This is a genomic window from Sphingobium sp. RS1, assembly GCF_056156825.1.
Map to the genome: position 1 here is coordinate 2,374,050 of NZ_JBLZXE010000002.1, position 13,167 is coordinate 2,387,216.

Consider the following 13,167-nt stretch of genomic DNA (forward strand, 5'->3'; position numbering starts at 1 on the left):
CGCAGCCAGATCTGCCGCTGCCGCATCATAGGCTGCGATCGTGCGGGCGTAAGAGGTCAGTGCAGGTCACCCATGAAGCGGGCCCGGTGCCGCGCGACATATTCAGGCCGGGGCCGGAATTTAGGATTGGTAGGCAAGTGAATAGGCATGCCGGAAGGCGGGAAGAGGCGGCTGAGCTCGGACGGCACCTTATTATGCGACACGAGTAGACCGAACTGCTCATCCAGGCTGATGAGATGCCGGTCGAACAGCCAATGAGCCGCCGCCGACAAGGCTATCCCATTCTGCACCTCATCAGGTCCCCCGTCGGCGACCGACCAGATATGCGCTGCCTGCGCTTCTGCCTTGCCGCCGCCGTTGATCATTCTGAGCCCCGTCACCGCACAGCGATTGTCATACGCGTCGAGTACATGCCCCCGAAAGGCTGCGCTCCGGATCTTCTTATTGATAAGGATCTGTTCGATCCGACGCTCAGATGGGGGCTCGTGCAGCAAGGCCTGCGTCATCGGATCAAGATGCGCGGCGTCCAATTCCAGGCGAATAGCAAGCCGCTCCGAATGCGTGTCGGTCAGCCCATCACTGACGATCGCAGTGAAATCGCTGCCGCTCAATGCTCTCACCGACCGCCCGCGCAGTGCACGCCCTGCCTCAGCTGGATTCGAGAGATCCCGCAGCATTTGTTCAGCGAACCGACCTGTCGCGTCGCGATAGGCAACCGGGCGGTCAAATTCGACGAACTGGCTGATCCGCGCATAATAGAGGCCAGGTGCGGTCGGGTCGGCGTCAATTCGGTCGACATGACCTGCTGCGACATAGGCTTTGCGACCACCACCTGATCCCGTCTCGCGGTAAATGATCCAGTCGCCGATACAGGCTTGCGCGGCCCGCAGGTAAATGCGTGGGAAGTGATAACGCTCAGCAATGAGATCGTCATAGCGCGACGCCCCGCTGATCTCGAAGACACCCTTCACAGTCTCATTGCCCGCACCTCATTCCACAGCGAACTACAACGCAGCCCAGCCAAATGCCAGCCCTAGGCCGGTTGCTTATGGCAGTTGAGTACAGTGAATGGCCATAATGACATGGATCTCCAGCACCGAACAGGATTATGATCACGCTCGATGCCACGGGGAAGCGAACATGATCTGACTGGGATCCTGCTCGAAAAAGGATTCTACCCCATCCTGCGTATGCCAGGCGGTGGCGAATGGCGGTTAGACATCACCAAGCGCCACAAACATCTTTTCGGCACACGCGTGAGGGTTGTCGGCGTCCGCGATGGCTTCGATTTGCTCGCTGTGCAGAAAATCGAACCCGCATGACGCGAGACGAAGAGCTTTGGGGCATGGCCCTCATGATGCTGCGGCAGCATGGCGATAAAGCGTCATCCGAAGTCGCCGGCCGGATCGCGAGATTGGCACATCATGGCGAGGATGGTGGCGTTGCCCTATGGCAGGCGGTGGCTCATCGGCTCGATGATCTGATCGCGGGAAGACATGCTGTCTGAGTTTGCATAGCCATTATCATGTTACCGGGCAGCGCCACTGCTACATGAAAGCCGTACAAGGCAGCAATCTCTTTCCCAAGATCAATGACCTGCATCTTCGATCCAAGCCTGTTTGACTTATTATCAACTTTGCTGTCGATTGATCTTGTTATGGGGAGGGGGACGAGATGCATCGACGCGCGTTTTTGGCTGGCATTTTTGCGCTAGCAATCACTGGACTTGAAAGCGATGGCGATGCCAAGCGCCGCAGTCGCAAGACAAGGCGCCGGACCCGCAGTGGCGCGTCCACGCCTTTATTTGGTCGCGGCACGACAGACGATGGCGAATGCCCATGTAACGGCGGCAAAGTCTGCGTCGGCCCAAGAGGAGGGCGTTATTGCATCACGCGTAGTGGTAACAAGCGATACGGCGTATAAAGGATTGCGTGGCATAGGGCAGGTCCATGCGGAGGAAGAAAAATGACAGCCTGATCGGCTTCATCGCCATTGGTGCCTTTCTGTTTGCGCTCGGCCGATGTTCCGCAGAAGGCCCTAAGCCCGTCACTGACACTGCTCCCGTAGCGTTGATGTCATCCGATGTTGTCGCTTCTCAAAGCAATTCTTCGGATACGCCTGTCCAGGCACTGCCCGAGCCCGCTCCCGAGCCGGCAGCATTGGCCTCAAGCAGCGCCTTGGAGGAACTGGGCGCGCGCGATGAGGGACCAAGCTGTGGAAGCAAACATCTATGCCGACAGATGAACAGCTGCGAGGAAGCCTATCATTATCTCAACGAGTGCGGCGTTGGTCGGTTGGATGGTGATGGCGATGGGGTGCCTTGTGAAAGCATCTGCTAAGCGGCCAATGGTCTCACATTTCAAACGGACCTGACGACCATGCCAGCTTTCACAGCGATCGCCGCCATCTCTCTGCTTGCAGCTATGCAGGACAGCACTGCGCGGATCGATTCAGACCTTACGCCATATTGGTCCGGTGAAGAGGGCTGGCGCGTATTCGCCTATCCAGACGAGGAGATGTGCGACCTGGGATTTCCAACGGCGTCGGGCGAATATGTCACCATTGGCTACAAACCGCGCGTCGGCACCAGCGTGATGATCACCAACAAGCACGCCACATCGCTTCGGGCGGGCGAGGTGAAGTCGCTGGTTGTTGTATTTGGCAGCGAACCTGGACGGCCTTTTACCAGCAAACATGTGATGCCGTTCGATGTTCATAAGGTGGACGCACAACGTGTTCTCAGCGCATCACCCACCTACAAAGATTTCCTGGCCGATTTTGCCAGGTCCGGCTTCATGGCGGTACTGACTCCGCAGGGCGCAGTGGTCTCCGCTATCAAACTCGAGGGCTCGTCGAGCGCAGTAGAACAGTTGCGAGCTTGTGCTTATGTGGCGGCAGAACTGGACCCGCAGGATCCATTTTTACCGAAGCCATGACGCTGCATTAATCATCCAGCAGATGCAATCCGTGCTCGGCTGGTGATCCAAGCTTCGGCACGAATTTTGGCCCTTAATCACGATCCATGAGACGTTCAGGCGCGAATTTTAGCTACCCAGTTTGCCGACCGTCCGGTTTGTGGCTGTCGACCAAAAAAATGCCCTTCACCGGGTAAGCTGTCAACGGAAGCTGCTGATCTCGAAATTCAAGAAAAGCATTTTAACTGGATTCAAGCAAGCAGAGCCTTGTCGGTGTAAGGAAAGGATCAACACAATCATCTGAGAGACGAGGCGAGATCGCGTCAATACGAAACCCTGCCTGCCGACCATTCAATTATCAAAATTACATGAGCCCGACAAATGTCGCTTGGAATCCCGTCGTTTCCCCGGCTAGTGGTCAGGTCATGGGGGCATGGTCTAAAATGCGTGGATTTTTCGATCGGGGTGAGCAGTTGCGCGCGCCGATGGATGACCCGTTCATTCAGTTGGATAGGGACGTACTGTCAAGCGAACTGCGCCTACGCGAGCGTGGTACAGAACAAGGAGCGCTCGAACTTCCCGACACGTCGATGCAGGCGCCCGATGTTGTCGAGGCTGAAGTCGAGGCGAGAATCCGCGATCATTTTAAGCGGGCTCAGATCGATGCCGCCAACAGTATCCGTACGTACGATTCCCGTCTGAGCGGGCTAGCGCTAATCGCCAACCTCAGTTCGATCAGGACCCAAGCGAGCATCGCGGTGGGCGAGTTCAAGACCGAAGTCGTAAATCGCCGTGGAAAGTTGACCCCGAGCCGGGATGCGATTCGGGACAGCTACGAGGAATTGCGTGATTTCCGCAAGGATAACAGGTTACGGCGTCCTGCCCATGACGTGCCCCCGACTAGCGCGACCGTCGGCTCGATGATGGTGTTCTGGCTGCTAGAGACGATCGCCAACTCCATGTTCCTCCGGCTTGGCGACAGCATGGGGTGGCTGGGCGGCGTGATCGCCGCCGCCGTAGTCGGCGCGATTAACGTGGGCTTCGCCGCCTTCGTAGGACGACAGGTCTGGCCGAAGATCAACCATCGCGAGGCTGGCGTGCGGATGCTGGGTTGGATCGGCAGTGCCGCCTGGCTCGTCCTGACCGTCGGCTGGAACCTGATGGCGGGTCACTATCGTGATGCGAAGTCGCTCGGTGTGGCCAATCCGGAGGCAGCGGCGCTCGGCATGCTCGGTTCCGGGCTGGAGAGCATCTATTCCTACGGTCTCCTGCTGGCTGGGCTTATATTCGCGTTCGGGGCCGCGATCGCCGCCTACAAAATGGATGATCCATATCCTGGCTATGGCCCCGTCTGGCGCCGTCATGCCAAGCGCTGCGAGGACTACGTCGCAGACGTGAAGGCGGCGACCGATGAACTGCTGGACATTCGTGACGACGCCATAGGGGAGGCAACAGATATCCGCATGGAGCTAAGTCGACAGTTGACCCAGCGCCAACAGATCATGTCGGCGCGCGACACGTTCCGCCGCCGCTATGAGGAATACGCTGAACAGCTCGAATCCACCGCGAACGCGCTGCTGCAAGAATATCGGGCAGCGAACCGGGCCGCCCGCTCGACCGTGGCTCCGTCTCGCTTCAACCAATCCTGGAAGTTGTCGCACGAGCCGCTGCCGATCGCCCCGGGAGAGGACATCCCTCGTTCTGCGATCGACGCCGCCGAGCAGGACCTTGAGGCAACCGTATCCCAGATCTCAAGTGCCTTTGACGATGCCATTGATAGCTTCGAGCCGCTGGACGAACTGAAGAGAAGGATAGCAGATGGCTAGGGATCGCAATCGCGGTCGTTCGCGCGACCGTCGTGGCTCCGCCGCCGCGCAGCGGGCTTCGTCCGAAAACCGCAAGGCGACCATGAAGATTGCGTTGGTCGTGGCCGTCGTGCTTTTGGTTGGTGGAATCTATTTCTGGGCGGCGTCATCACGTCGGACGCTTGACGATCAGCTCTGTCCTACGACGCCGGACAGCATCACCGTGCTGTTGGTTGATGTCACCGATCCCATGAACATGGCGCAGCGTCAGGATTTCGAGAATCAGCTCACAAAGCTGAAGAACTCGATACCTCGCTACGGCAAGCTGGTCGTCGCGAAGGTCGATGCGACGGCGAACAGGTTGCTCGCTCCGGTGATTACGCGATGTAATCCGGGGACGGCGGATGACGTCAGTTCGGCGACCGGTGATCCTGCGTCGGTCCAGAAACAATGGGACGAGGGCTTCAACGTCCCTCTGACCGCGGCCTTCACGCGTCTCGGCGGCGCGACAGGTGCAAACCAATCACCGATCCTGGAGAGCATCCAGTCAGTGGCGCTGACCGAACTCCAGAAGCCGGGGCAGGAGACGCTGCCGAAGCGTTTGATCGTGGCATCCGACCTTCTTCAGAACACGGCCGACGTGAGCTTCTATCGCGGGCTTCCTGAACCCAAGTCCTTTACCGATGGTGCCGTTTTCAGACGCATTCGGACCGATCTCCGCGGCGTCGAGGTGGAACTCTGGATGCTGGAGCGGTCGGACGCAGCCACGACGCAGCCGCGTTCGCTGGCCGATCTTTGGGAGCGCATCATAGGAGCCGAGGGTGGCGATGTGCGACGTATCTACAATGTGAGTGGGTGACGATGAACGAGGGGGCAGAATTTCAGCGGGATGTACTTGAGGATCGAAGCTGGATCGATAGGTGGGGCTTCCTGCTGTTCGCCTTTGGCGGCGGTGCCGCGATTCTCGTCGCCAAGTCGATCGGGTTAGCCGCTATTCCAGTGGCGGCGTTCGCGGCAGCCGCTATGGTCGCGTACGCCTATATCGTGCAAGCGTCGGGTACCGGGAAGCTGCGTGCCGATCAGGCTGGCGACAACTGCTACTATCTTGGACTGATCTACACGCTGATCAGCCTGGCCTATGCCATCTTCTTTTTCGACCCCGCCACGACGGCCACCACCGTCGTTCAAGGTTTCGGGATCGCGCTCGCCACGACGATCATGGGTCTGGTGCTTCGCGTCTTCTTCAATCAGACTCGGGTTGATCTGGTGCAGACCGAAGACACTGCGCGCATCGAGCTTGCCGACGCGGCGGGCCGGCTGAAGTCCGAGCTCCAGGCAATCACGGTCAGCATGAGCGACTACGGTCGGGAAACCCGGCAGGCGTTGGAGGAACTGCGTGGCCAGGTGGTTGAAGCGCTTGGCGCCGTGCAGGGGGATGCCGCCAAGTCGATGAGCGAAACCGCTGCGACGGCAAGCGAAGCGATCAGGTCCGTTGCGACGTCGGCCACGGATGCGCTGTCGACCATGTCCACGGCGGCGACGGCGACCGTCACGCAGCAGGCGAACGAGGCGGTGGCACGGTCACGGCGTCTTTCGACGGCCACCGATAAGGTCATCACCGGAATTGAGAAACACTCCGAGGCGATGTCCGGAATCGAGCGTTCGACCAAGGCCATCGGGGCGAGCTTGATCACCTTGGAAGGTGCGGCGGAAAGCACGCAGAAGAATCTGGGCGAACTGTCTGCTCGCGCAGAGGAACTGGCTGGCACCCAGACGTCATTGGTCCAGGCCGGAGGTGATCTCCGACAGGCTGTCGCGGACATGGCCGCGCAGGTGAAAAGTTTCGACGAGACGGCGACCCGCTTCGACACCAACGTCAACATGCGCCTGGAGGAGGTCAAAGGGGTACCGGCGAACACCGCCAAGCGGACCGCGGAGGCATTCGCGAAGGCGGCCGAGGCGATGGAGGAGCAGTTCGCCACCATCGCCCGCGCGCAGGAGAATTTCGTCGAGGATCTCTCGCGGCGCGCCGAGGAAAGCGCTGCGATGCTCGACCGGCACAACGCCGCGCTGGAGCACGATTTGGGTCGCTCCCGTGAGAACGTCGGCAAGGTCCACACCGCACTCGTCGAGATGACGGGTTCGCTGGTCAACCGTGTTCAGGCCACCGAAGCGTGAGCGATCCGCAACTCGATCTAAGACAGGATAAGTCCTATCGCCGCGGACTGGTCTTGGGCCTCACCATGGCCGAGATCATGATCCTTCTGCTCTTTGTCCTGCTCATGGCATTGGCCGCAGCGCTCCAAAATCGCGACGAGCGTATTCAAGCGCTGGATAGCGGCGGAGCGTCCCGGCTCGTGGAAGAGCTCCAACGCGCATACCCCCAGGCGAAGAATTCTGAAGAATACTTCAAGGAACTGACGCGTGCGATCGAAGCCCGCCGTCAGATTGAGGCAGCTGGTGCCAACGACGGAGCCGAGAACCTGATGGCCGATGCGGAAGTTGGGCGACAGGTGCGCGAGGCTGCCGCCGCCAGCGGGGTGAAAGATTCCGAGAAGTTCGTGAAGGAGATCGTCGCCGCTTCATCTAAGGGTCGAAAGGGGCAGTGGCCGCCGTTTTTCAGCCTGAGCGAGGCGGGTGGCTACTTCTTCGACAGCGGCAAGGCGACACTACGTCCGGAGTTTGACCGGAACCTGCGAGGGGAGGTCATTCCCATGTTAGCTAAGAGCGTGGCCGACTACGATGTCGATGTGGTCGAGGTGATCGGCCATACCGATGAGGTGCCGATGTCCGGGAACAGCAATCTGGATTCCTCCCTCATCGCTGCCTCTGTCGGGCGCTCTCCGATCTCCGGCCTGCGTTCCACCGACAACGCGGGTCTAGCCATGGCGCGTGCCGTCGCAGTAGTCCATGTGCTGCGGTCTGATCCGCGCCTGCGAAACGTGGCGATCCTACCGCTCTCGGGTGCGCAGATGATCGTGCCAGTCGATCGGGTGGCCGACGGTTCGGCACGAGGTGACGATCAGCGTCGGCGGCGCATCGAGATTCGGATGCGACGTTCGACGCAACAGGCCTCGCCGTCGATTCGCCGCTGATGGACCAGCTCGATCAGAATCTCACCGCGCTAAAGGCGGCGGTCGCAGCTAGGGAACGACGGGCCGAAAGGGCTCGTACACATGTTCCGCAGCCATTATCGGTTTCGAATGAAACCGTTACACTCGCGCCGACGGCATCGACGGGCGAATTGCCGCGTGGATGGTTCGCGCGCATCTTTGGCGGTTGATTGGGTGGGGCGCCGTGGAGGCGGCCGGCGTCGCGGACGACGGTCGGAAGAGAGGCGGTCTGAACCTGGACGGATCGGACCGGTCGAAAGGATCCTGCTGGTGGTGGTATCTCTGGTTTTCGTCGCGGTATTCGCCGTGACTTTCAGCTACACCGACATCATCCGCCCCAAGGCCGTCGAACGGCAGGTTGATCAGGCAGAGGCGGCAATCGTGACCGATGGGACGGCGCAAATCGCATCGAGCGCAGCGCCCCCTCTTCCGGCGCTCCAGTCGGGCGAACCCGAAGTGGCATTCTCGTCGAGTAATTTTTCCATCTGCCACACCGGTGGCGGGGTGAACTGTGTCGTGGATGGTGACACGGCTTGGATCACTGGCGTCAAAGTTCGCATTGCCGACATCGACGCGCCCGAGACGCATCCGCCCCGTTGTGAAGAGGAGGCCAGATTGGGCGAGCGGGCCACTGAGCGTTTGGCCGAACTGATGAACGCGGGCCCATTCGAGGTGATCGTAAATGGTCGGGCGCAGGACCGGTACGGGCGGCAGCTGCGGGTATTGATGAGAGACGGTCGTTCTTTAGGTCAACAACTCATCGATGAGGGGCTGGCCCGGCGTTGGGACGGTGCGCGCCGACCTTGGTGCTGAATTTAACATGGCACAGGCAAACTAGGGTCGCGTCCCGGGTGAAGCACAGGATGACCGCTGAGGCCGCGAGCTGCCGTGTATACACCGCGCAAAGTTACTGTACGGCTTCCGCTCATCGGGCAATTTGCGCCCTCTCGATTAGGGCCGTGCTGTCCTTCCGGTTTGCTCACGGGATTCAAGCGTCAAAAATTCTGTTCGAGCGCTACATTAAAGGGCGCCGATCCGCGTTTGCAAAAGGGTGTGTGCGAGCGAGTTTCGCAATGACTTCTCAATCCCTATATCGTGTGCGATGAAAGACCTGCGTGCCATTCAAACGCAGCAAGCATGATTATAAACGCTTTACGACGGCCTCAGATATCGTGCTCCAAATGATAGTTTGAGCGAGGCTGGAACTTCGATCCGACATGAGCGCGACCGCTACCGCCCATCCGCAGTCCCGACTAAGCCAAGTCTGGCATTCGATAAGTATTTTGGCGGGCAGAAGCGCGTGGGCATGATCACGGGCGCCGCCGTGAAGCCGTACCGGTCTGGCGGTTTCTGCTGGACCAGTTTCGAAATCCAGCCAATGCACTCCATCTCCAAACCCGGTGCTCAAAGCTTTCGCGCTGGCCTCCTTCGCTGCAAACCCTCGAGCAGCCGACACCGCCAAGTCCGTCGATCTCACCAGCTCGGCCTGCTCGGCCTCGATGAAGATCTCGTCCAGCCAAGGTTTCCCGAGCCGGCTCACGGACCGCCGAATTGGTGCGATCCTGCAAAGGTCAAGGCCAACTCCAAGGAGCAACCGGCGCTACCAAAGCGCTCGGATGGCGATCGTCAGGACGGCGAAGACGACAATCCAGCACACGATCGTCGCGGCTGCCCCCCTTACGCGCAATCCAAGAAAATCGATATGCGCTTGGGGGTCAAGCGCGCGGGCGCAGCAAACCAATGTCAATGCTGCCGTGATAGCAAACGGCATGCCGAACAATGCTGGCGCATGATCAACCAGCGCTCGCGGGCTTTGCGATCCGCCTAACACGCAGAGGGACTTCCAGCCCAATGCGATGGACGCGATGAGGCTTGCAACCGCTACGCAGGTGTAGACGACCTTCGATGTACGCAGCGTCTTCGCCATCCTCTCTCGCAGCCTTTCGCTCATCCCATAAGACCCATCAAATCCCCGATCGGCCGTTGCTCGACCGGAGCAGCGATGGTCGGCACCTCGAGATTCCATTTGGGCGGGAAGGTTGGCTGAGGCATCGGTCCCAAGCTCTTGCGATAGACCTGCTTGATGCGTGTTCGGCCCGAAAGGCCTTTGACATCTGGATGGACGACACGCGCATACTTGGATATTTCGCAAAAGAGATTCTGACAGTCGATGGGCTGCAGCTTCCTCCCGAACAGATTTTGGAACTTGATATCAGCCTTAGCGAACGCGCGATCCTGCTGCTCGCAGACCCAGAAGATCACTTCCTCTGCCGAATGCTTTTTCGTGTCGACAAAGCACTTAGCAATCCCATCAAGGGCCCCAGGCCCCGCGATGACGAAATCACCTTCATCATGGTCGAGCATCTCAGAGTAGTTGAGATCGATGGCATATTGGAACGCTAGGAAGGGACCAAGCCCCGGATAGCCAAGCAAAAGTTCATAGATCGCCCGAAGGTTCGGCGCCTGGCGTACACGCTCCGGCAGCCTGTCCTCGATCATCTTCTCCAGCAGGGCGAGATGGTTGGCGTGTTTGCGCGCGTGCCCGAGCTTTGGCGCTGGCATGATGTAGGCCGGCGAGTAGAGCTTGAGCCCAGCGGCCATCGCGCGATCGAGCGTACGCTTAATCTCGTTCAGATCGCTTCCTTCCCATGTCAAGGGGCCGAGGACGCTTTCCAGCAGTTCCCAGGTCTCTATACGGTTGAAAAGCTTGAAGAGGAGGGTGCGGAAGAAGATTTCCCGCGGCGTGCGCGGGCGATCCTCACGGTATTGGACTTCACGGATCAGGTACTGACTGACCCGGTCGCTCGCGCGGTATGCATTCGTGAACCTATGTGCCGCGAGAACCGGATCGCTGGTCCAAGGGCCGATCGGATCGGCAAGGCGCCGAAAATAGAGTGCCTGACGCTCAGCGGCGAATCGCCAGTAGGTGTCAAAAACGAGCGTTGTTTCCATGTCATTCCGTGCGCGACTGTGGATTAGCCGGGCGCATGCATAGCATGCCGTCCGGCCGCACCGACGCCGATTGTGAGTCTTTCCACTGCCTAGAGCAGATCGGCGCAGCCGAAAACGACGTTCTTTGGCTACCTGCCCGAAGGACCGGAAGATGGGGTTGTTGGCGCCGGACTTGGTGACGGTGTTTCCGCTGGCGCTGGCGTGACAGCCGGCGATGGAGATGCGCTCGGCGAGGGAGTAATGGTCGGCGATGGCGATGGAACCGTGCTCGATACCGCCGCAGCTGGGGCAGCCGCTGGCCGTGAGAGAGAACACTCCTTCAAGCCGAACGTTATTATCGCGCCAATGAGGAGCGCGCTTGCCCACTTCATGACCGCCTGCTCACGCTCGACGGTAGTGACTCGGTCACTCAGCTTCTTGTCGTTCTCGTCGATCTTCGATTTCAGCCCGGCAAAGGATTCAACGCCAGTGGCTATGGGCCCGAGGAGATCAGACGGGATTGCCTCGAATCCCATCTTCGTCTGAAGGACGCTGGGCCGGTCGAGACTGGCGTACCAGATCAAGAAGCACTCCTCCCCACGAGAGAGATGGACCGCGCCGGGACCAGCATTAAACACCGAAAAGAGCAGTTTGCCCTCATAGCGGGGATCCACATGGAATCCCGACACGTTCACCAGCCCGCGAAACTTGTAGGTCGCTCGGATCGAAATGAACGCAATCGCATGCTGCGGCACGCGAATCCGCTCCTCGGTCAAGATAAAACCAAACTGACCTGCTGGGATCGTGAAACTCTCACCTTCGCCCAAAGGCTTCTTGGGCTTGTTGCGGGGATCGTTCGGCTCACCCGTCGGTGACACGTACACCTCACCGCCGACACGAAGCCGGTAGGCAGCGCGGTCGACGCGCTTCACATCATAGTCGTCGATCAGAGCTCCGAGTTCATCCTTCAGCCGTTCGCCGCCCCAGAACACTAGGCTTCCCCTCCTGCGCCTGCGCGCGTGAAGCTGTCGAAAATTGACCGCGCTTCCACTGCTCGGATGCGTTCGCGATAAGCAGCAGCGAGGTCTATGCCGCGCGCCGCTGCCTCCGCCAGCACTGCGGAAACGAGGCTGAGATTGCACTGATGCATGCCGCTACGAAACTGTAGATCCTCAAGATGGTCCCAGGCTTCGCACAGCTTCGCCAGTTGCCCGCTATGTTTGCAATACTGCCGCATGATCCAGAGTGGATCGTCGTCGCGACCAAGCGTTCCCGCCAGCGCGTTTCCAAGCTCAAGCAGCGAACGGTCCGGATTCGAAGCCGTGAGCTCATGACCCAAATGCTGATTGAGCGTATTGGCGACGGCAAGGCAGATGATGAAAGCGTCCGTCAGCGTTCGCTGGAAACGCACTTCATCACCGTCATCGACGGCCGCAAGGAAGTACGCGGTGTATTTCGCGTTATGCAGCGCCATGTGCTTCATGCGCTGAGCGAGGGGAAGGATCACAATATCTTTGTGATAGGCTTCGTCGTGCTTAAGCTGAGCCCACTGAAGGGTCAGCAAGTGATCGCATACGCTCATCATCGTCCTCGTTAGGCCGCCAAGGCCGATTCGTCGTAGATTGCGCGGCAGCGGCCGATCAAAGCTTTCGCTTCTGCTTTCGTCCAATGGCCGCCAGACCCTTCACCAGACCCGGTATCGAGGCGAGCGAAGGTCGAGTTGACGGTCAGGGGGCCAACCTTCAAGCCGGCCTCATGGGCCAAGAAGAACTGCAGCCGCCCCAGTCCGACAAGATTCCCGAGAAGCCGACGCACATAATAGTGTGATCGGTAGGTGGCGTTGAATCGAACCTGCCCATCGTGAACCTTGATGCTGAGATGGCTGAGGCATGGGCCCCCGTAGAGACGGCCACGATCAGTTGCCGGATCGTAGATTTGGATCTCGTCTTCCATGGGGCTACCCGGGCCAAGCTCAAACGATGCCCGGTATTTTCCGTGCTTTTTGATCTTGATAAGCATGTCTTCGAGCGGGTTGAAGATATTTCCCTTCGCATCGCGCTGGCGCAGGATCCGATAGGCATAGGATCCCCAATTCCCGTCGCTTCGGGCTTTCTGGATTGCTTTCAGCTTCTCCGGGAAAGGCCCGAATAGGCCAGCCTTTCCTGCCCTCTGATACTCGTCAAAAGGGAAAATCGTCTCAGCCACGGTGTGAATTCCAAAAGCACCATGCGACCGGAGGAACCTGTCGACCTCGTCATGCACCCGACGGTCCTCTATCGAAAGCACGGTCGGCTGCGCGATATGGAGTATCACGTCGAAATCTTCGGACTTCTTCAGGCCATTCAAATGCTCCGCAGCCGCGAGCCAGATTGCGGGAGAAGTTTCACCTTTGATCAATTCCAT

Annotated in this window: 16 protein-coding genes; 9 read left to right on the forward strand and 7 right to left on the reverse strand. The window is 59.3% G+C overall.

The window, feature by feature from the left end; all coding sequences use genetic code 11:
• Positions 1–56: 56 nt before the first annotated feature.
• Positions 57–971 carry an HNH endonuclease gene (locus ACNHGR_RS13270; protein ID WP_475286662.1) on the reverse strand — a complete coding sequence of 305 codons (915 nt, stop codon included), beginning with the start codon at positions 969–971 and terminating at the stop codon, positions 57–59.
• 219 nt (positions 972–1,190) lie between these two features.
• Here ACNHGR_RS13270 and ACNHGR_RS13275 point away from each other — a divergent pair, with 219 nt between their 5' ends.
• From ACNHGR_RS13275 to ACNHGR_RS13315, 9 genes are all read left to right on the forward strand, one after another.
• Complete coding sequence (locus ACNHGR_RS13275) at positions 1,191–1,322, forward strand: DUF5818 domain-containing protein (RefSeq protein ID WP_475288425.1); 132 nt, start codon at positions 1,191–1,193, stop codon at positions 1,320–1,322.
• Complete coding sequence (locus ACNHGR_RS13280; RefSeq protein ID WP_475286664.1) at positions 1,319–1,507, forward strand: DUF6961 family protein; 189 nt, start codon at positions 1,319–1,321, stop codon at positions 1,505–1,507. Before ACNHGR_RS13275 ends, ACNHGR_RS13280 begins: the two co-directional genes overlap by 4 nt.
• Positions 1,508–1,949: 442 nt before the next feature.
• Positions 1,950–2,339 carry an excalibur calcium-binding domain-containing protein gene (locus tag ACNHGR_RS13285; RefSeq protein ID WP_475286666.1) on the forward strand — a complete coding sequence of 130 codons (390 nt, stop codon included), beginning with the start codon at positions 1,950–1,952 and terminating at the stop codon, positions 2,337–2,339.
• Between the two features lie 39 nt (positions 2,340–2,378).
• Entirely contained in the window at positions 2,379–2,936 is a 558-nt protein-coding gene (locus ACNHGR_RS13290) for a hypothetical protein (RefSeq protein WP_475286668.1), read from the forward strand.
• A gap of 422 nt (positions 2,937–3,358) precedes the next feature.
• The gene (locus ACNHGR_RS13295; RefSeq protein ID WP_475286670.1) at positions 3,359–4,741 is read left to right on the forward strand and encodes a hypothetical protein; all 1,383 of its coding nucleotides are present in this window, start codon (positions 3,359–3,361) and stop codon (positions 4,739–4,741) included.
• Complete coding sequence (locus tag ACNHGR_RS13300) at positions 4,734–5,579, forward strand: hypothetical protein (RefSeq protein ID WP_475286671.1); 846 nt, start codon at positions 4,734–4,736, stop codon at positions 5,577–5,579. The genes ACNHGR_RS13295 and ACNHGR_RS13300 overlap by 8 nt, the downstream gene beginning before the upstream one ends.
• A 2-nt stretch (positions 5,580–5,581) precedes the next feature.
• Entirely contained in the window at positions 5,582–6,898 is a 1,317-nt protein-coding gene (locus ACNHGR_RS13305) for a hypothetical protein (protein WP_475286673.1), read from the forward strand.
• Positions 6,895–7,815 (forward strand): hypothetical protein, encoded by a 921-nt coding sequence (locus tag ACNHGR_RS13310; protein ID WP_475286675.1) that lies wholly within the window; start codon positions 6,895–6,897, stop codon positions 7,813–7,815. The genes ACNHGR_RS13305 and ACNHGR_RS13310 overlap by 4 nt, the downstream gene beginning before the upstream one ends.
• Before the next feature lie 288 nt (positions 7,816–8,103).
• Positions 8,104–8,646, forward strand: a complete 543-nt coding sequence (locus ACNHGR_RS13315) for a thermonuclease family protein (RefSeq protein ID WP_475286677.1) — start codon at positions 8,104–8,106, stop codon at positions 8,644–8,646.
• A 328-nt stretch (positions 8,647–8,974) separates the two neighbouring features.
• Here ACNHGR_RS13315 and ACNHGR_RS13320 read toward each other — a convergent pair whose 3' ends face one another.
• From ACNHGR_RS13320 to ACNHGR_RS13345, 6 genes are all read right to left on the reverse strand, one after another.
• Entirely contained in the window at positions 8,975–9,427 is a 453-nt protein-coding gene (locus ACNHGR_RS13320) for a holo-ACP synthase (RefSeq protein WP_475286679.1), read from the reverse strand.
• Between the two features lie 6 nt (positions 9,428–9,433).
• Complete coding sequence (locus ACNHGR_RS13325; protein ID WP_475286681.1) at positions 9,434–9,760, reverse strand: hypothetical protein; 327 nt, start codon at positions 9,758–9,760, stop codon at positions 9,434–9,436.
• A gap of 20 nt (positions 9,761–9,780) precedes the next feature.
• Positions 9,781–10,785 carry a nucleotide kinase domain-containing protein gene (locus tag ACNHGR_RS13330; protein ID WP_475286683.1) on the reverse strand — a complete coding sequence of 335 codons (1,005 nt, stop codon included), beginning with the start codon at positions 10,783–10,785 and terminating at the stop codon, positions 9,781–9,783.
• A gap of 128 nt (positions 10,786–10,913) precedes the next feature.
• Positions 10,914–11,756, reverse strand: coding sequence for a dCTP deaminase domain-containing protein (locus tag ACNHGR_RS13335; protein ID WP_475286685.1), 843 nt, complete (start codon positions 11,754–11,756; stop codon positions 10,914–10,916).
• Complete coding sequence (locus tag ACNHGR_RS13340) at positions 11,756–12,346, reverse strand: hypothetical protein (RefSeq protein ID WP_475286687.1); 591 nt, start codon at positions 12,344–12,346, stop codon at positions 11,756–11,758. Before ACNHGR_RS13340 ends, ACNHGR_RS13335 begins: the two co-directional genes overlap by 1 nt.
• 11 nt (positions 12,347–12,357) lie before the next feature.
• Entirely contained in the window at positions 12,358–13,167 is an 810-nt protein-coding gene (locus tag ACNHGR_RS13345; RefSeq protein WP_475286689.1) for a hypothetical protein, read from the reverse strand.